The following is a 21,811-nucleotide window of genomic DNA, read 5'->3' on the forward strand; positions in this document are numbered from 1 at the left end:
CTCATGGATAGAAGATCTGCTGGTATTTCTGAGCGGTACCCGGCGCAACTGATCGTGCCGGTGGTGGACATGCTTGCCATGGTGGCGGGAGCGCTGCTGGCCTACTGGCTTCGCTTCGACACCTTCGACATGCATGAGCGCTTCTGGCTGGCCACGGCCATCATGGCGCTACTCGTTGTGCTCCTCAACGTGATGCAGCGGGGCTACGCCAGGTGGCGCATCACGCGAATACCCACCTTGCTGGCCAGGCTATGCCTTGTTTGGGCTGTCGTGGCCATCATGGCAGCCTCCCTGATCTATTTTGCCCATGCGGCCGAGCGTTTCTCTCGCCTGTGGGTGGGCGGAACCCTGCTGATTTCCTTCGGGGTCTCGGCCAGTGCCCGGGTTGCTGCGCAGATCCTGCTGCGGCGTGCCCGGCGCTTCGGTCGTGCCCGCCGGACGGTGTTTCTGGTGGGGCCCTCCGAGCTATTACTCCAGGTGGGGCGGGGAATGCGAAATGCCCCGGCGGAGGGCTACTCCATCGCTGGCGTACAGCGTGTTGCAGATGAAATGGATCCTGCTCAGCTGGATCAGCTGGCGAGACGGGTGGTGGAATCAGGGGCACGCGAGGTGTGGATCTGTGTTCCCCTTGAGATGGGTGGCATCGTTCGATCCATTTTCTACGTCCTGCGTCACCACACCGTGGAGGTGCGCTTCATTCCGGATTTCCGGGGCATGCAACTGCTCAATCACCGCATGAGTGAGGTGGCGGGGCACCTGGCCGTCGACCTCAGCGTCACTCCGCTGGATGGCCTGGCTCGGATCATCAAGCGCCTGGAGGACCTGATCCTGGGGGCCCTGATTACCCTCCTGATCATTCCCGTGTGCCTGGCCATCGCCATTGCCATCAAGGTCACATCGCCAGGGCCGGTGCTGTTCAAGCAGTACCGCACCGGGGCCAACGGCCGGCGCTTCAAGGTCTACAAGTTCCGCTCCATGGTCGTACATGAAGAGCGCAATGGTCATGTCACCCAGGCCAGGCGCGGCGATCCCCGTGTCACGCGGGTCGGTGCTTTCCTCCGCCGCACCTCCCTCGACGAGCTGCCGCAGTTCTACAATGTGCTGCAGGGGCGGATGTCGATCGTGGGTCCCAGGCCCCATGCCCTGGCGCATAACGAGTACTACAAGGACATCGTGGAGTCCTACATGAAGCGCCACAAGGTCAAGCCCGGCATCACCGGCTGGGCCCAAGTCAACGGCTACCGTGGCGAGACGGATACCGTCGAGAAGATGGAGAAGCGAGTCGCCTGCGACCTCTGGTACATCGACAACTGGTCGCTGTGGCTTGATCTACGTATCATTGTGCTCACGGTCATCAAGGGGCTCATGAACCCCAACGCCTACTGATCGACCGCAGGATTTTCAGCTCACCCGAGGCCGGCGATTGCCGGCCTTGTTGATTCGGGAAGCCCACGACGTGTCACCCCAACCAGCCCAGCTGCACGCCCCTCGGATTCTGATGTACTACACCAGCCTGGCGGTATTTCTCCTCGGCGCCATTGCCCTGATAGTGCCCAGCGGCTACTCGCTGGGGGCGGTGATGCTGGTGCTTGGGGCGGTCGTCATACCGTGGCTTAAACCACGCCTCGACCTGGGCCGTGCCGATACGGCTATTATCAGTGTGCTGTGTGGCTACTCCCTGGTAGGAATCGTCTGGGGATGGTGGGGAGGCGAAGGCTTGCGGGATGTCGATAAGCCCCTGCGCTTCTTGCTGGCCGTGCCTGCCCTGATGCTAGTCATGGCGTACCCGCCGCGCCGTGCTTATCTCTGGTGTGGCCTCGCCCTGGGGGCGATCGGTGCGGGCAGTTGGGCGGCCTGGCTGAAGCTGGTGGAGGGGGTACCTCGGGCCGCAGGCCATACCCATCCGATCCAGTTCGGAAATCTGAGCATGCTGTTGGGTGTGCTTTGCCTGGCCGGCCTGGGGTGGTCCGTTATGCAGCGTCGACGCGTCCCTTGGGTGCTGTTGTTGAGCGCTGGAGCGTTGTGCGGTGTTGTTGGTTCGCTATTATCTGGAAGTCGCGGTGGATGGGTGGGGGTACCTTTTATCCTGCTGGTGCTCTATCGCGGGTATGGGCGTCAACTTACTTCCCGTTTCAAGCTCTCGGCGCTTGCGATGATACTGGTAGGCGCATTTCTTGTGTACAGCGTCCCCCAGACCGGCGTTCAGGGTCGCATACACCAGGCCTTCGATGATGTCGTTCGCTATGCCTCCGGAGAAAGTCGCACCAGTTCCGTGGGAGCTCGCTTTGAGATGTGGCGGGGAGCGACTCGCCTGTTCCTGGAAAAGCCCTTGGTTGGTTGGGGAGACGCCGGGTACACGGATGGCATGGTGCGATTGGCTGAGGAGGGGGTGATTGATCCCTTTGTTACCCGTTGGGGGCACGCCCACAACGAGTTTCTCGATGCGTTGGCCAAGCGCGGTGTGATCGGTCTGATGATGTTGCTGGCGCTCTATCTAGTGCCGATGCGCCTGTTCGCCAAGAATATGGCGCATGCCAATCTGGAAGACCGATCGCTGGCGGTGGCGGGTGTGTTGCTGTCCGTCGCCTACATCGATTTTGGCCTGTCTCAGGTGTTCATGGCCCATAACAACGGTGTCATGATGTTTGCCTTCCTGCTGGTTATCCTATGGGGAATGTCCAGGAAGGGTGAGCCGCTTGGTACCCTTGCACATGAAGACCGGATGCGAGGGCATGACGATGCCTGATCATCCTGGAAAGGTGGGCAAGACGGCCGTGCTCTGCTTCTCACCCAATGACGGTGGGATGGAGCATGATGCGGCTTTCATGGCTCAGTCGATCGCTGAGCATCTGACAGAGTGCCTGTTGGTGGTTCGCGAGGGAACCTGGCTTCAGCAGTACGCCAGGCAACATGATATTCCCTGTGAGGCCATCGCCTTTCGTGGCAGCTTCAGTCTGACGGCGATTGGTGCGATGCGGCGGCTCTGGCAACAGCATGATATTCGCAACGTGATCTTTCTTGGCGCCTCCGAGATCCATTCGATCCACTTCAGCATCGCGCCTCCGGTCAAGACCTTCATCGTCCGGCACGGGACCACCAAGAGCTCTTCGAAGAAGGATCTCGTCCACCGCCTGACCTGGTCGCGTGTTACAGCTCACTGGTGTATCAGTGAGCACCTGAAGCGCAATGTCACGGAGCTGTTTCCCATCGGTAAGGCACGGGTGTTCGTGAATTATCCAGGGCTGGGTGTGAAACTGGCTTATTTGCCACGGGCACGACCGCTGACGAAGGAGGACGCCACGCTGCGTCTAGCCCATGTGGGTAGGCTGGTAGCGGGCAAGGGGCAGCGAGATGCATTGGAGGTGGTTAAGCAGGCGCGGTCTCGGGGAGTCCCAGCCACTTTGACGTGCTTTGGAAGTGGCAGTGATCGGAACGAACTGGAGGCGCGGATAGCCCGTCTAGGCCTGAAGGATGCCGTGACCCTGGCCGGTCATGTGGCGCATCCCTATCAGCACTTCGGTGATTTCCATGGGTTTCTCTATCCGAGTCGTGGCGAGGGTTTCGGCAACGCCTTTGCCGAGGCCTTGGCCACTGGCATGCACTGCTTCAGCTACGACAACACGGTGTTTCCCGAATTTCGCCAGTTGGGGTTTCACTTCCATATGGTAGAAGACCGTAACCATGAGGCGCTGTCAGATGCGGTGGTGAGTGTGTGGGAGAACCGAGAGCCCCTGCCAATGGACAATATCGCACTCTGCCATGAGCTGTTTTCCACCGCTACCGAGATGCGTTTCCTGGCGGAATATCTGGCTTGAGCGTATTCCAGGTCACCCGTGCATGACGCTCACCGGGTTTTGTTGAAGGCAGAATGCTGGGGGGTGTCGGGGACTGCGTCTTCCTTCAGCACGCTGATATTGCGTTGCTCGTGATTCCATTTCCCCTGGGGTTTGTCGATATACTGGAAGTGCTCGTTGGTAAAATTTCCTTGGTGCACTGCGTGTCGATATGACACGGTGGGCAGTAGACTCCTGTCGAGCAGTGAATTGAAAACGCCTGGCCCGGTGAGGTGGAAGACGTTGTTGGAAGCATCGCTTCCTATATTGAGCACGACCTGATCGATCAGCCTGGCCAGGTTGGGGTTGCCCGGGGCGCTGGCAATGAAGTAGTTGCTCAGCTCCCCCCGGCGGGTGGTCACGAAGAGTTCCTTCCGCTCGGCACCGAGCACGCAGGAGAGCGGCCAGATCTGGTGGGCGTCTATATCCAGGTAGGCCCCGCCAAACTTGTGCAGCACCAACAGGCGCCAGAGGTCGGCCTGGGCGGCGCCGATCTGCAGGCGCTCGTAGTGGGGCAGGATCTCCGGGTAGTGCTCGGCGATAAACGCGCGGCGCGCCTCGGTAATCATGAAGCGGTATTCGAAGCGCGGCGCCATCAGCCGGTTGAACAGGTAGTTGAGGTAGACCGGCAGCGTCACTCGGTCGGTGAAGTTGGTCTGCCAGATGATGCGCGGGATGGGGCCTGGCTTGCCGTCCTTGAGCAGCGGGGCAGCTTGTTCCGGTAGCGTGAAACGCTTGTTCGGCAGCACCCAGTGGAAGGGGTAGCTCAGCACCTTGGTGATGTTGGCCAGCAGCTTGATGATGCGGCTGGTGGCGACGATCAGTGGTTTCTGCATATGGCCTCTGTGCCTGCGCTGAAAGGGCTTTGCTGGTTATCGGTGACGGTTGTTGAACGGGTAGGAGCTTTGCTGGCAAAGCGATATATTCTTTCGCGCTGCGAGCAGCGCTCCTACTGGGTGGGACCTATGTCGAGGGCAAGCTTCCAGCCTCGGTGTCGCCACCCATCGCCCGGCAGAGCCGTGCTCCCACCAGTGGGGCAAGTGTTGGTGGTGCCAGCCTGTCATGTGCCAGCGCTGGTAGGTGACCTTGTAGGAGCGTTGCTGGCAAAGCGAGATTTCCTTTCGCGCTGCGAGCAGTGCTCCTACAGTGCTGTTTCCAACTGGATCAAAGGGAAACCACCTCCGCCCACAGATCATACTCATCCGCGTTGGTCACCCGTGCCCGCACGACCTGGCCGGGGCTGAGTGCCTGCTCGCTCTCAATGAACACCATGCCGTCGATCTCCGGGGCATCGGCGTGGCTGCGGCCGATGGGGCCTTCGTCGGTGATCTCGTCGATGAGCACCTCGATCTCGCGGCCGACCTTGGCCTGCAGGCGGGCGGCGGAGATCTGCTGCTGGTGGGCCATGAAGCGCTCCCAGCGTTCCTGCTTGATGTCGTCCGGCACCGCCTCCAGGTCCATGTCGTTGGCAGGCGCCCCGTCCACCGGGGAGTACTGGAAGCAGCCGACGCGGTCGAGCTGGGCCTCGGTGAGCCAGTCGAGCAGGTACTGGAAGTCCTCCTCGGTCTCGCCGGGGAAGCCGACGATAAAGGTGGAGCGGATGGTGAGCTCCGGGCAGAGCTCTCGCCAGCGCTCGATGCGCTCGAGTGTCTTGTCCTCGAAGGCGGGGCGCTTCATCGCCTTGAGCACCTTCGGGCTCGCGTGCTGGAAGGGGATATCCAGGTAGGGCAAGAGCTTGCCCTCGGCCATCAGCGGGATCAGCTCGTCCACGTGGGGGTAGGGGTAGACGTAGTGCAGCCGCACCCAGATGCCAAGTTCGGAGAGCGCCTCGCACAGCTCGGTCATGCGGGTCTTCACCGGGCGGCCGTTCCAGAAGCCGGTGCGGTACTTGAGGTCGACCCCGTAGGCGCTGGTGTCCTGGGAGATCACCAGCAGCTCCTTGACCCCGGCGCGCTTGAGGCCCTCGGCCTCGCTCAGTACCTCGCCCACCGGGCGGCTCACCAGCTTGCCGCGCATGGAGGGGATGATGCAGAAGCTGCAGCTATGGTTGCAGCCCTCGGAGATCTTGAGGTAGGCGAAGTGGCGTGGGGTGAGCTTGACGCCCTGAGCCGGCACCAGATCGATGCGCGGGTCGTGGTCCTGGCGGGGCGGCACCACCTCGTGCACGGCGCCCACCACCTGCTCGTACTGCTGGGGGCCGGTCACCGCCAGCACGCTGGGGTGAACGTCACGGATCGCGCCTTCCTCCACGCCCATGCAGCCGGTGACGATCACCCGCCCGTTCTCGGCGATCGCCTCGCCGATGGCGTCCAGGGACTCCGCCTTGGCGCTTTCGATGAAGCCGCAGGTGTTGACCACCACCACGTCGGCGTCGTCGTAGCTCGGGGTGATCTCGTAGCCCTCGGTGCGCAGCTGGGTGAGGATCCGCTCGGAATCCACCAGCGCCTTGGGGCAGCCCAGCGAGACGAAACCGACCTTGGGTGTGGACATGCAGAAGACCTTCGCTTGGAGAAACGTAAGGCGAGGATTTTACCGCGTCGGGGGGCGGCAAACTACCGGCGGGCCAGCACAAGCCAGAAGAACCGGAGCTACAAGGAGCAAGCCACAAGGAAATCCTGGGCCTCCGGCTAATTACAGGCTCAAGTAGCGAGGTTCAAGAAAGTCCCTTGCCCCTTGTCCCTCCACGCTGGATGATACCAGCACGATGCCGCAAGCCACGCGACTGCTCAGGGATTTGTCATGGCCACCATCGAACACAGCGCGATCCTCAAGGCGCCGCCCGAGCGGGTCTTCGCCCTGCTGGAACGGGTCGAGGACTTCGCCGAGTACTCCGACCTGATCCACGCCATCGAACCGCTGGGCGGGGGGCGCTACCGCTGGCACGTCCAGGCGGTGGGGCGGGACTGGCACTTCGACGTGGCGATCACCGAGTCGCGCGCGCCCGAGGTGCTGGCCTGGGAGTCGCTGGACGGGGTGGAGAACCAGGGCTGCTATCGGCTGACCCCGGTGAAGGAGGGCACCGAGGTGGCGCTGACGCTGACCTACGCGCTGCGCAGCCGGCTGGTGGAGAAGGCCGTCAACAAGGCGGCGAAGCCCCTGGTGGGGCGCGTCAGCCGACAGATCCTCGAGCGGGTCGAGGCCAGGCTATGAGCTTGGCGCCATCCATCGAAATATTCTATTAGCGAGCTATCTTTCCGGCCGCCCATCGCAGGACTATGATGAAGGTATCGAGGCCGCCGGCCTCCCTCGAGGAACTCCCCATGATCAAGGGCCTTCTCTGGTGTTTCGCCGTCCTGGCGTTGCAGCTGGGCCTGCTGCGCTACGTGGATATCCGGGTGGCCGCCATGCCGCGCCTGGGCGATGGCCCGGCCATCGAGCCGCCGGTCGAGCCTGCTGATGTCGAAGCCGAGGCCAGCCGGCTGGATGCTTGAGTATTTGCCTGAGGGGTAGCCGCTGGGCCAACCGCCCTGGCCGTGACCGGGCGGCGGTGGCATGGCACCATGGCGGTCAACGGATGACCGAGACCCCTCGATGCGCAACGAACCACCGCTGAAACGCCCCTGGCGCTGGGTCGCCATTGGCGCCGCCATCCTGATGGCCGGCTACCTGTGGATCTGGCACTCGCCGGAACTCGCCGACGTGCAGCGCTGGGCCGACGAGGCCTCCCACCACCCCCTGGTGATCCTCTCGGTGATCCTGATCATGGCCGTGACCCTGGCCGTCGGGCTGCCCGGCAGCATCGGGCTCTGGCTGATCGCTCCCTTCTATTCCCCGCTGGCCGCCACGCCGATGCTGATCATCGGCAGCGTGGCGGGGGCCCTGGGCGCCTACTACCTCTCCGCCCGGTTCAGCAACCGCTGGACGCCCGGAAGCCTCACCCGGAAGATCATGGGCAAGCTCGAGCGGCGCAGCGACTTTCTGACCCAGTGCGCGCTGCGGGTGTTGCCGGGCTTTCCCCACTCCGTGGTCAACTTCGCCGCCGGCCTGCTGCGGCTCCCGCTGGGCACCTTCGTGATGGCGGCCATCATCGGCCTCGGGGTGAAGTGGGCGGTCTATGCCAGCGCTATCTACGGTGCCCTGGAGGCGGTGGAGAGCGAGGAGGCGCTGAGCCTCAGCGTGATCCTGCCGCTGGTGGCGCTGACCCTGCTGCTGCTCGCCGGCGCCTGGCTCAGGCGCCGGGTGGAGGCCAACGGCAAGCTGGTGGAGTAGGGAGCCATCGCCTTGTCCTTGTTTAGCAGCGCGATGGGCTACAAGCCCAATCGCTTTTCAAGCAAAGCTCCTACGGGACAACCTGCAACCAGCCAAATCGCTTTGCAAGCAAAGCTCCTACCGGCAGGGGTTCCTGAGGGTCGAGGTTACGACTTGCGCAGCGAGGCGTTGAGGTGGTCGACGACCTCGGCCCAGTCGGCATCCGCCTCGATCGCCTCGCGCAGAAACTCGGCCTGCCCCTCGTTCCAGCAGGGGGCATCGGGCAGGGGGATCTCGTCGGGGATGGGCCCGTTGCGCTCGATGAAGCGCTTGATGGCCTCCGGGTCCGAGGCAAGGCCCAGCTGCTCGAAGAGTTCGGTGAAGGGGTGGTCGGGGTGTTCCATGGCGGCGCTCCTGTCCGTGGGAATCGAGGGTGTAAGAATACCCCCACCATAGCGGCTCGCGAGATGCCGTGCATGACCGGCGTCAACGCTTCGGCCCGCCGCCGTCAGCGCTCGCCCACCAGCGGCGTCAGGAAGCGCCGGCGCCGCTCGGCATCGTCCAGCGGCTGGGCCAAGAGGTGTACCAGCTTGGCCATGGCGGCCTCCGGTGTCATCGCCTCTCCCGACATCACCCCGGCGGCCTTGAGCCCCTGGCCGGCGGCATACTCGCCGATGGCGATGCTGCCGTGGGGGCACTGGCTGATCGCCGCGAGCAGCTTGCCCTCGCCGCTGGCCGCGGCCAGCGCCTCCAGCAGTGCCGGGTCCTCCGGCGCGTTGCCCCCTCCCCAGACCTCCAGCAGGGCGCCTTGCAGCCGCGGGTCCTCCAGCCAGGCCGCCACCTGGCGGGCGCCGATGCCCGGCCACAGCACCAGGCGCGCGACCCCGCCGTCGGCCAGCGCCGTGTAGTCGGGCAGCTCGAAGCGGGGGGCGCCGCGCTGCTGGTGTGCCAGGCCCCGTCCGGGGTAGAGGACGGCGTCCTGGTCGACCCGCTCGCCGAGCAGCGGGTAGTTGGGGCTTTCGAAGGCGTCGTCGTCCCGGGTATGCCATTTGCGGGCGCGCACGCCGCGCAGCAGCTTGTCGCCGAAGGCGATCGCCACCTCCTGCAGGGCCGGGTTGGCGGCGAAGCGCAGGGCGAGCTCGAGATTGGCCAGGGCATCGCTGCCCGGGGCCTCCAGCGGGTGCATGGCGCCGGTGACGACCACCGGACGGTCGAGCCCCTGCAGCTGGAAGGCGAGGCTCGAGGCCGTCCAGGCCAGGGTGTCGGTGCCGTGCAGCACCACGATGCCGGCATGGTCGCGGTAGCGCCCGGCGATCTCCCGACCCAGTCGCTGCCACTCCCGGGGAGTGGCGGCGCTGGAGTCGATCGGCTCCGGGAAGGCCACCACCTCATAGGCCGGCAGGCTGGCCTGCCGGGCGGGCGGCAGGGTGGCCAGCGCCCGCGCCAGCCGCGCCTCGATGTCGCCCCCCGGCGCCAGGCCGTCGGGCGTCTCCACCATGCCCAGGGTGCCGCCGGTGTAGAGCACCAGCAGGGGGCGTTCGGTCAGGGGCGTGAGGTAGGGGCTGGTCATGGGCGGCTCCGGCGGGTTGGCGAGTCGCCAATGATCGCGGGCCCGCGGGCTGCCTTCAAGGGGCGCCCAGGGCGGCGGTGGCCCCGCCATCGATCACCAGGGTATCGCCGGTGATGAAGGCGTTATCAGGCGAGGCGAGCCAGGCCACGGCCCTTGCGACCTCCGCGGCGGTAGCCACCCGCCCGATCGGCGTAGCGTCCTGCCAGCGCCGCCGCGATGCCGACTGGGCATCCTGCATGCCGGCGGCCACGGGGCCGGGGGCGACGGCGTTGACCAGGATGCCGTGGGGCGCCAGTTCCACGGCCAGGGCGCGGGTCAGCGACAGGATGGCCCCCTTGCACATGGCGTAGGCCGACCGCTCGGCCGTGGTGCGAAGGCCATGGGCGGAGGCCAGGTTGACGATATGGCCGCCGCCAGTTGCCATCATCTGCCGAGACGCCGCCTGCAGGGCCTGGAAGACGCCGGCGACATTCACCGCCAGCACCCGATCGAGTGCCTCCCGGGGGACGTCGATGAAGGGCCCGCGATGAATCACGCCGGCCGCGTTGATGCAGGCACCCAGCCCGAGCTCGCTTTCCCCGACACTGGCGAAGGCCTGCTCGATGCTGGCCGGGTCGGCGAGGTCGCAGGCGATGAAGGGCGTGCGCTCCGGCCAGGTCGACTGCAGGGCGGCCAGACTGGGCCGAGCCGACGCCTGGTCGAGCAGGAACACGGCGTCACCGCCTTCCAGCAGCGCCTCGGCGATAGCCTGGCCGATGCCGCCGGCGGCTCCGATGACGGCCACTCCTCGCATGGTCAATTCCTTGATGTCTAATGTGCCGAAAATCGGCATGATAGGGCCTTGGCGATCGGCTGACAGGCCGATGGCCGCGATAACCTACAACAAGGCGCCGCCTGCGCCAAACTGGATACATGCCAAGGGAGACATCGATGTCACCGATCAACCGACCGTTTGCCCGCACCCTGCTGGCCTCCGCCACCGCCGTGCTGATGGGCGTCTCTGCGCTCTCCGCTCAGGCCGAGACCCGCGTCACCTACAAGTCCGCATCGGCCGGCACGGCCTACTATCAGATGGGCGTGGAGCTGTCCGAGGCGATCCGCCAGGGCACCGATGGCGAGGTGGTACTGACCCTCGAGGAGAGCCAGGGCTCGGTACAGAACGTGATGGAGGTGGTGGCCAGGCAGGGCAACTATGTCTTCACCACGCCGCCGGCGCTGGTCACCCAGGCCGCGGCCGGCGAAGGCCCGTTCGCCGAGCGCCCCAATCCGCGCTTCGAGGAGATCCGGGGCCTCTTCCCGATCCCGGCCATCACCATGCACTTCGTGCTGGCCGGGGACGAGGGCGTCGTCGGCCTGGACGCCCTGGAGGACAAGCATATCCTGATCGGTCGCGGCACCTTCGGGGCCCGCGAGGCCGAGCGCTACCTCGAGCTCTTCGAGATGATGGACAAGGTGCGCATCGCCAACGCCGAGATCGGCAGCGGCCCGGATGCCCTCAAGAACGGCCAGATCGATGCCTTCGTCACGGCGAGCTCCTTCCCCACGCCCAACGTCATCGAGACCGCCGCGAGCATGCCGATCAGCCTGGTCAGCCTGACCGACGAGCAGATCGAGCAGACAGGTGCCGCCCGCCAGACCATTCCGGCCGGGACCTATTCCGGCGTCGATCAGGACGTCGAGACCACCTCGCTGCCGGTCATCGCCTACACCACCACCGGCATGGATGACGACACCGCCTATACCCTGACCCGGACCTTCTGGGAGCGCCGCGAGGCGATGGCCGAGGAGACGCCCTGGTGGGGCGGCATCACCCACGACATGATCGGCAACATCGCCGGTACCCTGCACCCGGGTGCCGTGCGCTACTACGACGAGGCAGGCATCGAGATCCCCGATCACCTGCGCTGAGCCCGTCGCTGCCCCCGGCCGGGTCTCGCGCCCGGCCGGGTGATGGATCCCGGGCCGGCCAGGGGCCGGCCGCGTCGTCAAGGCACTCTCCATGCTGCAACCCGTTTCCCGCCTGCACCCGGTCTGGGTGGTGCTGGGCGCCGTCACCGTCATCTTCCATATCGGGCTGATCTTCTACGGGCTGACGCCGGCCCTGGTCAGCCGGCCCATCCACATGGCGCTGGCCCTGCCATGGATCCTGATCCTCGCCGCCCGCACCCCCTTCGAGCGCGCCAGCGGCTGGTTGCTGACGCTGCTGGGCGTGGCCGCCTGCGGCTATATCGCCCTCAACGAGTCGGTGCTGGCCAACCAGTACGGCTTCATCTACGGCCACCTGCAGATGGGGATCGGCGTCTTCCTGATCTTCCTGGCCCTGGAGGCGGCACGCCGGGCGATCGGCTGGCCGCTGCCGCTGGTGGCGCTGCTGGCACTGGCCTATGCGGTGTTCGGCGAGCATATCCCCGGGCAGTTCGGCCACCCCGGGCTGCCCATGCAGAGCTTCGTGGGTACCCTGACCATTGCCGAGGGCGGGCTCTGGGGCAAGCTGACCGGCGTCAGCGTCGGGGTAGTGGCGATCTTCGTGATCTTCGGTGCCATGCTCAATGCCGGCGAGGCGGGCCGAGGCTTCATGAACATGGCCAGCGCCTGTGCCGGTCGCCTGACCGGGGGGGCGGCCAAGGTGTCGGTGATCTCCTCGGCGCTGATGGGCTCGATCTCGGGGTCGGCCTCGGCCAACGTGGCCTCCACCGGCGCGATCACCATCCCGACCATGACACGGCTGGGCTACCCCCGGTCGCTGGCCGGTGGCGTGGAGGCGGTGGCCTCGTCGGGCGGACAGATCATGCCGCCGCTGATGGGCGCGGGGGCCTTCGTGATGGTCGAGCTCACCGGCACGCCCTATACCCAGATCATGGCAGCGGCACTGCTGCCGGCGATCCTCTATTTCGTGACCGTGTGGGTGGGGATCAACGCCTATGCCACCCGGCATGATCTGCGCCCCATGGCGGCAAGCGAGCAGCCCGCCGCCAGAGAGGTGCTGATCACCTCGCTGTTCTTTGCCGTGCCCTTCGTGATCCTGCTCGAACGGATCTTCCTCGGCGGCTATACGCCCCAGTACGCGGCCAGCATCGCAGTCTTCGCCGGCATGCTGCTGCTGTTCTTCGACGTGACGCTCACCTTTTCGCTGCGCGGCTTCGCCTCGCGCCTGGCCGAGGCGGTGGTCACGGCAGGGCGGCAGGTGGCGGTGATCGGGGCGATCATCATCTGCGCCTCGCTGGTGATCGGCGTGCTGTCGCTAACCGGCCTCGGGGTCAAGATCACCTCCGGTATCCTCTCGCTCTCCAACGAGATGCTGTGGCCGGCCCTGCTGCTCACCGCGCTGGCCTGCCTGGTGCTGGGCATGGAGGTGCCGACCACCGCCGCCTACGTGATCTGCGTCTCGGTGGCTGGCCCGGCCCTCACGGCCCTGGGGCTGGAGCCGCTGCTGGCCCACCTCTTCGTGTTCTGGTTCGCGCTGCTCTCGACCATCACGCCGCCGGTCTGCGGCGGGGTCTTCATCGCCGCGGGCATGGTCGGCGAGAACTGGTTGAAGGTGGCGATGAAGGCCATGGCGCTGGGCATCGGCCTCTACATCATCCCGCTGGCCATGGTGGCCAACCCCGACGTGATCCGGCTCGGCCACGACCCGGTCTGGGCGGTGTTCGATGCCGTGAAGATCGCGGTCGGTCTCACCGCCATCTCCTTCGGGGTGATCGCCCGTCGGGCCACCTGGCTGCGCGGGCTGCTGGTGGTCGTCGGCGCCCTGGTCATCTTCGCCCTCTGAGCCGCTGACCCGCGGCCTGGCGGCTCAGTAGACCCGGGGGTCGGTGGCCGGCAGCGGGGTAGGGCCAAACACCGCCCAGACATCCAGGGCGGGACCCAGGTCCTCCACCAGCCGCAGCCGGCCCGGGTGCGCGTCCAGCACCTCGAGGGCGCAGATGCCGGCCTCGAACTGGCCGGCCAGCAGGCCTTCCGCCACGGTGACGATGGAGGGCTGCTCGATCAGTTCGTCATAGCCGGAGAGGTCGGTGTAGTGGCGGGTGGCCGGCTGCAGGCCCAGGGTACGAGGGTGGGTCACCTCGGCCCGCGCCAGGACCGCCAGCGGCTTGCTGCCGGCAATGAAGGCGTCCACCGGGAACAGCCGGTGCATGTAGCGGCCGACGCACTCCCCGTGGGTGGGGTGGGCCGTGCACTGCAGGACGCGGTCCACGTCGCCGGCCAGCAGCGCCGCGAAGGCCTCCTCGAAGGTCGGCAGCAGCCGAATCTCGCCCCCGCCGGGGGCGTTGGCCTGCAGGTAGCGACCCGCCACCAGTTCGTGGTTGCTGCCCGCCGGGCCCAGGGTTGCGATGCGCATGGGGTGAGACTCCAGATGAGGGGGTCAACAGCATAACCCCCTTGTCGCTGACTGGCCCATGGCGAGTCACTCCTCCACCCGCACCCTCACGCCGTCGTCCACCCGCTCGCCGGGGTGGGTGATCACTGGGTCGCCCGCCGCCAGGCCGCCGAGCAGCTGGGTGGTCAACCCGCTGCGGCGGCCCGGCGTCACCGGCACCTGCCGGGCGCGGCCGTCGTCGATGGTGAAGACCGCCCAGTCGCCGTCGGCGCGGAACAGCGCGCTGGTGGGTAGCTGCAGCACCTCGTCGTCCTCCCAGACCCGGAACTCGGCGTCGACCCGGAAGCCGCTGCCCAGGCCCAGGGCGGCGGGGTCGGTGTCCTCGGCGAAGTCGATGATCACCGGTACCCGCTGCTCGTCGACCCCCAGCGCCGAGACGCGGGTGTAGCCGGCGGGCTCGATGCGGCGCACCTGGCCCGCCAGCGGCTCGCCGCCCCAGCCGGTGATGTGGACCGCCATGCCGGGCCGCACCCGTACCGCGTCCATGGAGAGCAGGTCTACCTGGATCTCCAGGTCGGCCAGGCTGCCCAGCTCCAGGATCGGCTCGCCGGCCGCCACGCTGCCCTCGCAGCAGCGATAGCGGGTCAGCACCGTGCCGGCGATGGGCGCGCGCACCTCCAGCTCGGGGTGCTCGATGTCGCCGCGCTGGCCGCTGGCTACCGCCAGCACCGCCCGGGCGCTCTCCACCTCAAAGCGGGCGGCCTCCACGCTGGAGGTGGCGGCGCTTTCGATGGCGCGCTGGCGGTCGCGCTGGCTCTGGCGCTGCTCCAGGTCGGCGGTGGAGACCAGGTTGCGCTGGTGCAGCTGGCGGTAGCGGTCGTACTCGGCGTCGGCGAAGCGCCGCTCGGCCCGGGCCGTCTCCAGGTTGGCCCGGGCCGCGCGCAGCCTCGCCTCGGCGGCCTGCAGGGCGTCCTCGGCCTGCTGGCGGGAGCGCGGGTCCAGGGCCGGGGCGGGGCTCGGCTCCAGGCGGAACAGCGTCTGGCCCTGCTCGACCTCGTCGCCGACCTCCAGCATTACCCGCTGCAGGTAGCCGGCGATGGGCACCGAGACGTTCCAGGTGTCGCGCAGGCGCGTGCGGCCTTCCTCGATGACCGACTCGACGAAGGGGCCGGCGGTGACCCGGGCCACGCTGACCGGCACCGGCGCCGGGCGCAGCGCCCAGGCCAGCAGGGCGAGCAGCGCCAGGGCCAGCAGGCCCCACAGCAGGCGTCGACTCCAGGGGTGGCGTGATGTCATGGGTGAATCTCCTTAGTGCCCAGTAGGGTCACCTTTCCGTCCCTCCGGCGATCTGTTGTAGGAGCTTTGCTTGCAAAGCGATAGTCGACATCGTCGGGGCGCCTGCCGGCGCCAATCGCGCTGCGAGCAGCGCTCCTACAGCCGCGACGCCGGACCGAGCGCTCCTACAAGCGCCGGGTAACGAATATCTGTAGGAGCTTTGCTTGCAAAGCGATAGCGACATCGTCGGGGCGCTTGCCGGCGCCAATCGCGCTGCGAGCAGCGCTCCTACAGCCGCGACGCCGGACCGAGCGCTCCTACAAGAGCCGGGTAATGAATATCTGTAGGAGCTTTGCTTGCAAAGCGATAGTCGACATCGTCGGGGCGCCGGCAGGCGCCTGCCGGCGCCAATCGCGCTGCGAGCAGCGCTCCTACAGCCGCGACGCCGGACCGAGCGCTCTTACAAGCGCCGGGTAACGAATATCTGTAGGAGCTTTGCTTGCAAAGCGATAGCCGACATTGCCGGCGCCAATCGCGCTGCAAGCAGCGCTCCTACAGCCGGTACGCCGGCTCGGCGTTCCTACTCCACCGCCTTCAAGACACGGATCTTGTCCAGGCGCCCGAGGCGGCGCACCACCAGCAGCCCCACCAGCAGCGAGGCGGCCAGCACCCCGCCGGCGGCGATGCCGAAGGCCTGGGGCGTCAGCACCAGCGGGATACGGAACAGGTCGCTGCTGAAGGCCTGGTTGAGCAGCCGCGCGAAGCCGATGCCGATGGCCCAGCCCAGCGGGATCGCCGCCAGGGTGAGCAGGGCGATCTCGCCGAGCAGGATGCGCGCCACCTCGGCGCGGGTGTAGCCCAGCACCTGCAGGGTGGCGAGCTCCCGGGCGCGCTCGGCGAAGGCGATCCGCGCATTGTTGTAGACCACCCCGAAGCTGATCGAGGAGGCGATGGCCACGAACACCAGGGCGAACACCAATATCGTCTCGTCCATGTAGTCGCGGATCCCGCGCTCGGCCTCGCGGAGCAGCCCGATCGAGGCGACCCCGGGCATCTCCCAGAGGGCCGCGTTGAGCGCCTCGGTGCGGTCGGGGTCGACCAGCAGCCAGGCCCCGCTGATCGCCGTGCCCTCGCGCATCAGCGCGTTGAGCCGCTCGCGGGTCAGGTAGGCGCCCACGCCCAGCGGCTCGTCCACCAGGGCGGTAAGCGGCAGCGTGACCCGGCGACGCTGGCCCTCCATGATCGCCACCTCCAGGGTGTCGCCCAGCCGCGCGCCCAGTTCGTCCGCCAGGTGGCGGGTGAGCATCACTCCCTCCTCAGGCAGGCGCTGCGGGCGCCCCGCGCCGTCCAGCACCTGGCGCAGCGCCGGCTCGGGCTCCATGCCCAGCAGGCTGGTGCGGTAGTGCCGGTGGCCGTGGACCAGGGTGACCGGCACGCGCCGCCAGGTCTCCACGGCCAGCACGCCGGGCTGGTGGCGCAGCTCCCCGGCGGCGCGCGCCGGCGTCGCCTCGGTGAAGGTCAGCTCCACGTCCATGCGCAGCACCTGGCGATACTGCTGGTCGATCATGGCATCCACGGCGTCGAGCTGGTAGGCGCCCATCATCAGCAGCCCGGCGGAGAGCGCGATGCCCGCCACCGAGAAGCCGGCCTTGGCCGGATGGCGGCTCAGGTGGCGCAGGATGATGCGCCCCTCGTGGCCGAACAGGGCGCCGGGCAGCAGGCGCTCCAGCCAGCTGCGCCGGAAGCGCGCCGGGGCCGGCGGGCGCATCGCCTCGGCGGGCGGGCGGCGGACGGCCTGCCACACGGCGTGCCAGGTGCCGACCAGGGCGGCCAGCAGCGCCACCGCCAGCGACAGGGCCAGCGCCCAGGCGGGCACCCGGAAGACCAGCGCCGGGAAGCGGAAGTACTCGCGGTAGAGGCCGGCCAGGCCGCCGGCGGCCCAGGCGCCCAGCGCCACCCCCAACGCCCAGCCGGACAGCACGATGGCACCGGCCATCAGGCCGTAGTGGCGGGCCAGCTCGCCGTCGGTATAGCCGAAGGCCTTGAGCACGGCGAGCGGCTCGCGCTGGGTCTGGATGATGCGCCCCATGACCACGTTGAGCAGGAAGGCCGAGACCGCCAGGAAGATGGTTGGCAGCACGGTGGCCTGGATGCGCTGCTGGTTGAGCTCCTCCTCGATGAAGCGGTGGGACTGCTGGTCGTGGCGGGTAGTGGCGCCGGTGCCGCCGTAGCGGGCCAGGGCCAGGTCCAGGGCATCGATCACCCGTTTCTCGTCGGCCCCCGCCTGCAGGGTGAGCGAGAGGTGATTGAAGGCGCCGCGCATGCCGTAGGCGCTGGCCAGGGCGCGCTCGTTCATCCAGATTACCGCGTAGCGGCGGTAGTCCGGCATCAGGTCGGTGGGCGCGGCCTGGTAGAGGAACTCGGGGCTCAGGGCGACGCCGGCCAGGCGCAGCGTGGTATAGCGGCCGTCGATGATCGCCTCCAGGGCGTCGCCGGGCGCCAGGTCGTGGGCCTCGGCGAAGGCGTCACTGACCACCACCTGGTCGTCCCGGCCGGGCTCGGGGAGACCCCCCGCCACCAGGTGCAGGCGGTTGAGGGTCGGCTGACGCCCGTCGGGGATCGACAGCATCATGCCGCGGATCGGGTCGGCGTAGCCGGGCAGCGCCAGGCGCACCGCGGCGCGGACCTGCGGCTCGACGAGGTTGACCCCCTCGATGGCCTGCAGCTGGTCGATCACGCCCAGGGGCGCACGCTTGACGTCGGCGAACACCTCGGCGAAGTGATGGCTGGCGTAGAAGCGATCCCGGGAGCCGGAGAGCGCCTCCAGGGTGGTCACCGCCAGGATCAGCGTCATCACGCCGCTGGCGATCACCACCGCGATGGCCAGCCCCTGGCCCTTGAGGCGCCAGAGGTCGCGGACGAGCTTGCGGTCGAGGGTCAGCATCGGGTCGCGTCCATGGCGTCACCAGCGCAGTTCATGGGCGGGGCGGCGCCGCGGGTTGACGTGGATCTCGTCGACCCGGCCGTCGCGCAGGACGATCACCCGGTCGGCCATCTCGCCGATCACCTCGTTGTGGGTGATGATCGCCACCGTGGTGCCGGTCTCGCGGTTGACCCGCTCCAGCACCTCCAGCACGCGGATGCCGGTGCGGAAGTCCAGGGCGCCGGTGGGCTCGTCGCAGAGCAGCACGTCGGGCTGCTTGGCCACCGCCCGGGCGATGGCCACCCGCTGCTGCTCGCCGCCGGAGAGCTGGGAGGGGAAGTGGTCCAGGCGCGCCTCGAGGCCGACCAGGGCCAGCGCCGCCTCGGGCGGCATGGGATCGCGGCTGATCTCGGTGACGATCGCCACGTTCTCCCGGGCGGTCAGGCTCGATATCAGGTTGTAGAACTGGAAGACGAAGCCCACGTGGTGGCGCCGGAAGCGGGTCAGCTCGCGCTGGCTGGCGTGGCTCAGGTCGTGATCGCGCCTCTCGGCGTCGACATAGTGCACCTCGCCCTCGGTGGGGCTGTCGAGCCCGCCGAGGATGTTGAGCAGCGTGGACTTGCCGGAGCCCGACGCCCCCAGCATCACCAGCAGCTCGCCGCGATGCAGCGCCAGGTCGACCCCCTGCAGCGCCGGGATGGTGACGTCGCCCATGCGGTAGAGCCGGGTCAGCCCGCGGGCGGCGAAGACCACCTCCTTGCCGTTCTCCATCTGCGGGCATCCCCTTCATCGCCGGTGCCCACAGTCTAGCCGTTCCCGGCCGCGACAGGGCGATGGCCGGCGGCGTCGATGCGCCAGGTCATTGCGCCTTTCGGGTGTCTGCCTTTGGCTCGCCCGGGGTGGTATGATGGCAGGCTGTTATGGCGCCCTCGGCGACCCCGGGGTGAGCGGCCAACCTGTTGCAGTGCAAAGGATTCGACGACCCATGGGTGACATCGCCAGAGAGATTCTGCCAGTCAACATCGAGGACGAGCTCAAGCAGTCGTACCTCGATTACGCGATGAGCGTGATCATCGGCCGAGCGCTGCCGGACGTGCGTGACGGTCTCAAGCCGGTTCACCGGCGCGTGCTGTTCGCCATGCACGAGCTGGGCAACGACTGGAACAAGCCCTACAAGAAGTCCGCCCGCGTGGTGGGCGATGTCATCGGTAAGTATCACCCCCACGGTGACAGCGCCGTCTACGACACCATCGTGCGCATGGCCCAGGACTTCTCCATGCGCCATGTGTTGGTGGATGGTCAGGGCAACTTCGGCTCCATCGACGGCGACAGCGCCGCCGCCATGCGTTACACCGAGGTGCGCATGGCCCGGCTGGCCCACGAGCTGCTCGCCGACCTGGAGAAGGACACCGTCGACTGGGTCGACAACTACGACGGCACCGAGCGCATCCCCGAGGTGCTGCCCACCAAGGTCCCCAACCTGCTGATCAACGGCTCGTCGGGGATCGCCGTCGGCATGGCGACCAACATCCCGCCCCACAACATGGGCGAGATCATCGACGCCTGCCTGGCGCTGATCGACGACTACACCCTCACCGTCGACGACCTGATGGAGCACGTGCCCGGCCCGGACTTCCCCACCGCCGGCATCATCAACGGCCGAGCCGGCATCCTCGAGGCCTACCGCACCGGCCGCGGGCGCATCTACGTGCGTGCCTGCCACACCATCGAGCATGACGACAAGTCCGGCCGCGACCACATCATCGTTACCGAGCTGCCCTACCAGGTGAACAAGGCGCGGCTGATCGAGAAGATCGCCGAGCTGGTCAAGGACAAGAAGATCGAGGGCATCGCCGAGCTGCGCGACGAGTCCGACAAGGACGGCCTGCGGGTGGTGATCGAGGTCAAGCGCGGCGAGTCCGGCGAGGTGGTGGTCAACAACCTCTTCGCCCAGACCCAGCTGCAGAGCGTCTTCGGCATCAACATGGTGGCCATCGAGGATGGCCAGCCGAAGATCATGAACCTCAAGGAGATCCTCGAGGCCTTCATCCGCCACCGCCGCGAGGTGGTCACCCGTCGTACCCTCTTCGAGCTGAAGAAGGCCCGCGAGCGCGGCCATATCCTCGAAGGCCTCACCGTCGCCATCTCCAACATCGACGAGGTGATCGAGCTGATCAAGGCCTCGCCGAACGCCGCCGAGGCCAAGGAGAAGCTGCTGGCCCGCACCTGGCCGCCGGGCCAGGTCACCGGCATGCTGGAGCGCGCCGGTGCCACCTCCTGCAAGCCCGAGGAACTGGAGGAGGGCTTCGGCCTCGACAACGTGGGCGCCTCCTACCGGCTTTCGCCGGCCCAGGCCCAGGCGATCCTCGAGCTGCGCCTGCACCGCCTGACGGGCCTTGAGACCGAGAAGCTCCTCGACGAGTACCTCGGCATCCTCGAGAAGATCGCCGAGCTGATGGCGATCCTGGCCTCCAGCGAGCGCCTGCTGGAGGTGATCCGCGAGGAGCTCACCGCCGTCCGCGACCAGTTCGGCGACCCGCGCCGCACCGAGATCCAGGCCAGCCACCTGGACCTGCGCCTCGAGGACCTGATCGCCGAGGAGGACATGGTGGTCACCGTGTCCCGCTCCGGCTACGCCAAGACCCAGCCGCTCTCCGACTACCAGGCCCAGCGCCGCGGCGGTCGCGGCAAGTCGGCCACGGCCATGAAGGACGAGGACGTCATCGAGCACCTGCTGGTGGCCTCGACCCACGATACCGTGCTGCTGTTCTCCAATCGCGGCAAGGTCTACTGGCTCAAGGTCTACGAGATGCCCAACGCCAGCCGCGGCTCCCGGGGCAAGCCGCTGGTCAACATGCTGCCGCTGGAGGAGGGCGAGGCGATCAACGCCATCCTGCCGGTGCGCGACTACGACCCCGAGCACTACATCTTCTTCGCCACCGCCAAGGGCACGGTGAAGCGCACCAGCCTGGAGCAGTTCTCGCGGCCGCGCAGCGTGGGCCTGATCGCCATCGACCTCGAGGAGGACGACCGCCTGGTGGGCGCCGCCATCACCTCGGGCAGCGATCACGTGATGCTGCTCTCCTCCAACGGCAAGGCGATCCGCTTCGAGGAGGGCAACGTACGCGCCATGGGCCGCACCGCCCGCGGCGTGCGCGGCATGCGCTTGCTGGACGGCGCCGAGGTGATCAGCCTGATCATCCCCCAGAGCCAGCTGATCGACGCCGAGGCCGACGTTGAAAATGGGGCGGAGAGCGAGGCCGAGGCCGAGGAGGGCGTCACGGTCGAGAACGGCAATGGCGGCCAGATCTACATCCTCACCGCCTCCGAGAACGGCTACGGCAAGCGCAGCCGGCTGGAGGAGTTCCCGCTGCGCGGCCGCGGCGGCCAGGGCGTCATCGCCATGCAGACCAGCGAGCGCAACGGGTCGCTGGTCGCCGCCATGCAGGTCTACTCCGCCGACGAGATGATGCTGATCACCGACCGCGGCACCCTGGTGCGGACCCGCGTGGAGGAGGTCTCCATCACCTCGCGCAACACCCAGGGCGTGATGCTGATCCGTCTGGGCAACGACGAGAAGCTGGTCAAGACCGTGCGCATCGACGAGCCGGGCGACGCTTCGCCGGAAGAGGTGTCGGAAGCTGATGCCGAGCTCGACGCGGACGAGGGAAATGACGCCGCCGGGCCGGATGCCGAGGATTAAG

At 67.4% G+C, this 21,811-nt stretch carries 18 protein-coding genes; 9 read left to right on the forward strand and 9 right to left on the reverse strand.

The window, feature by feature from the left end; translation table 11 throughout:
- Positions 1-3 precede the first annotated feature (3 nt).
- The 3 genes from NFC98_RS07310 (at position 4) to NFC98_RS07320 (ending at position 3,815) form a co-directional block, all read left to right on the forward strand.
- Positions 4-1,386: an undecaprenyl-phosphate glucose phosphotransferase gene (locus tag NFC98_RS07310; RefSeq protein WP_254277430.1), complete on the forward strand. Its 1,383-nt coding sequence runs from the start codon at positions 4-6 to the stop codon at positions 1,384-1,386.
- Positions 1,387-1,498: 112 nt separating this feature from the next.
- Positions 1,499-2,746, forward strand: coding sequence for an O-antigen ligase (locus tag NFC98_RS07315; RefSeq protein ID WP_254277431.1), 1,248 nt, complete (start codon positions 1,499-1,501; stop codon positions 2,744-2,746).
- Entirely contained in the window at positions 2,733-3,815 is a 1,083-nt protein-coding gene (locus tag NFC98_RS07320; RefSeq protein ID WP_254277432.1) for a glycosyltransferase, read from the forward strand. Before NFC98_RS07315 ends, NFC98_RS07320 begins: the two co-directional genes overlap by 14 nt.
- Before the next feature lie 29 nt (positions 3,816-3,844).
- Here NFC98_RS07320 and NFC98_RS07325 read toward each other — a convergent pair whose 3' ends face one another.
- Both NFC98_RS07325 and rimO read right to left on the reverse strand, forming a co-directional pair.
- Positions 3,845-4,669 carry a glycosyltransferase family 32 protein gene (locus NFC98_RS07325; protein WP_254277433.1) on the reverse strand — a complete coding sequence of 275 codons (825 nt, stop codon included), beginning with the start codon at positions 4,667-4,669 and terminating at the stop codon, positions 3,845-3,847.
- Positions 4,670-4,997: 328 nt separating this feature from the next.
- The gene (gene rimO / locus NFC98_RS07330) at positions 4,998-6,323 is read right to left on the reverse strand and encodes a 30S ribosomal protein S12 methylthiotransferase RimO (protein WP_254277434.1); all 1,326 of its coding nucleotides are present in this window, start codon (positions 6,321-6,323) and stop codon (positions 4,998-5,000) included.
- A gap of 249 nt (positions 6,324-6,572) precedes the next feature.
- On the opposite strand from rimO, the gene NFC98_RS07335 reads away from it, so the two are divergent.
- The 3 genes from NFC98_RS07335 to NFC98_RS07345 all read left to right on the forward strand — a co-directional run bounded on the left by NFC98_RS07335 (position 6,573) and on the right by NFC98_RS07345 (position 8,042).
- Positions 6,573-6,983, forward strand: a complete 411-nt coding sequence (locus tag NFC98_RS07335) for an SRPBCC family protein (RefSeq protein ID WP_254277435.1) — start codon at positions 6,573-6,575, stop codon at positions 6,981-6,983.
- A gap of 110 nt (positions 6,984-7,093) precedes the next feature.
- Positions 7,094-7,264: a hypothetical protein gene (locus tag NFC98_RS07340; protein WP_254277436.1), complete on the forward strand. Its 171-nt coding sequence runs from the start codon at positions 7,094-7,096 to the stop codon at positions 7,262-7,264.
- A gap of 100 nt (positions 7,265-7,364) precedes the next feature.
- Entirely contained in the window at positions 7,365-8,042 is a 678-nt protein-coding gene (locus tag NFC98_RS07345) for a TVP38/TMEM64 family protein (protein ID WP_254277437.1), read from the forward strand.
- Positions 8,043-8,188: 146 nt separating this feature from the next.
- Here NFC98_RS07345 and NFC98_RS07350 read toward each other — a convergent pair whose 3' ends face one another.
- From NFC98_RS07350 to NFC98_RS07360, 3 genes are all read right to left on the reverse strand, one after another.
- Complete coding sequence (locus NFC98_RS07350; protein WP_183334041.1) at positions 8,189-8,425, reverse strand: DUF2789 domain-containing protein; 237 nt, start codon at positions 8,423-8,425, stop codon at positions 8,189-8,191.
- Positions 8,426-8,529: 104 nt separating this feature from the next.
- Entirely contained in the window at positions 8,530-9,591 is a 1,062-nt protein-coding gene (locus NFC98_RS07355) for an asparaginase (RefSeq protein WP_254277438.1), read from the reverse strand.
- 55 nt (positions 9,592-9,646) lie between these two features.
- Positions 9,647-10,384: an SDR family NAD(P)-dependent oxidoreductase gene (locus NFC98_RS07360; RefSeq protein ID WP_254277439.1), complete on the reverse strand. Its 738-nt coding sequence runs from the start codon at positions 10,382-10,384 to the stop codon at positions 9,647-9,649.
- Between the two features lie 137 nt (positions 10,385-10,521).
- Here NFC98_RS07360 and NFC98_RS07365 point away from each other — a divergent pair, with 137 nt between their 5' ends.
- Both NFC98_RS07365 and NFC98_RS07370 read left to right on the forward strand, forming a co-directional pair.
- Positions 10,522-11,499 (forward strand): TAXI family TRAP transporter solute-binding subunit, encoded by a 978-nt coding sequence (locus NFC98_RS07365; protein WP_254277440.1) that lies wholly within the window; start codon positions 10,522-10,524, stop codon positions 11,497-11,499.
- 91 nt (positions 11,500-11,590) lie between these two features.
- Positions 11,591-13,360 carry a TRAP transporter fused permease subunit gene (locus NFC98_RS07370; RefSeq protein ID WP_254277441.1) on the forward strand — a complete coding sequence of 590 codons (1,770 nt, stop codon included), beginning with the start codon at positions 11,591-11,593 and terminating at the stop codon, positions 13,358-13,360.
- A gap of 24 nt (positions 13,361-13,384) precedes the next feature.
- On the opposite strand, the gene NFC98_RS07375 is transcribed toward NFC98_RS07370, so the two are convergent.
- The 4 genes from NFC98_RS07375 to NFC98_RS07390 all read right to left on the reverse strand — a co-directional run bounded on the left by NFC98_RS07375 (position 13,385) and on the right by NFC98_RS07390 (position 18,878).
- Positions 13,385-13,930 (reverse strand): hypothetical protein, encoded by a 546-nt coding sequence (locus tag NFC98_RS07375; protein WP_254277442.1) that lies wholly within the window; start codon positions 13,928-13,930, stop codon positions 13,385-13,387.
- A gap of 66 nt (positions 13,931-13,996) precedes the next feature.
- Positions 13,997-15,205: an efflux RND transporter periplasmic adaptor subunit gene (locus NFC98_RS07380; RefSeq protein WP_254277443.1), complete on the reverse strand. Its 1,209-nt coding sequence runs from the start codon at positions 15,203-15,205 to the stop codon at positions 13,997-13,999.
- A gap of 559 nt (positions 15,206-15,764) precedes the next feature.
- Complete coding sequence (locus NFC98_RS07385; protein WP_254277444.1) at positions 15,765-18,128, reverse strand: ABC transporter permease; 2,364 nt, start codon at positions 18,126-18,128, stop codon at positions 15,765-15,767.
- A gap of 18 nt (positions 18,129-18,146) precedes the next feature.
- Positions 18,147-18,878 carry an ABC transporter ATP-binding protein gene (locus NFC98_RS07390; protein ID WP_254277445.1) on the reverse strand — a complete coding sequence of 244 codons (732 nt, stop codon included), beginning with the start codon at positions 18,876-18,878 and terminating at the stop codon, positions 18,147-18,149.
- Between the two features lie 214 nt (positions 18,879-19,092).
- Between NFC98_RS07390 and gyrA the strand changes: the two genes are divergently transcribed.
- A complete protein-coding gene (gene gyrA, locus NFC98_RS07395; RefSeq protein ID WP_254277446.1) occupies positions 19,093-21,810 on the forward strand; it encodes a DNA gyrase subunit A in 2,718 nt (905 codons plus the stop codon).
- Position 21,811 lies beyond the last annotated feature (1 nt).

This window comes from Halomonas sp. 3H (assembly GCF_024206005.1).
Taxonomy (GTDB): domain Bacteria; phylum Pseudomonadota; class Gammaproteobacteria; order Pseudomonadales; family Halomonadaceae; genus Halomonas; species Halomonas campaniensis.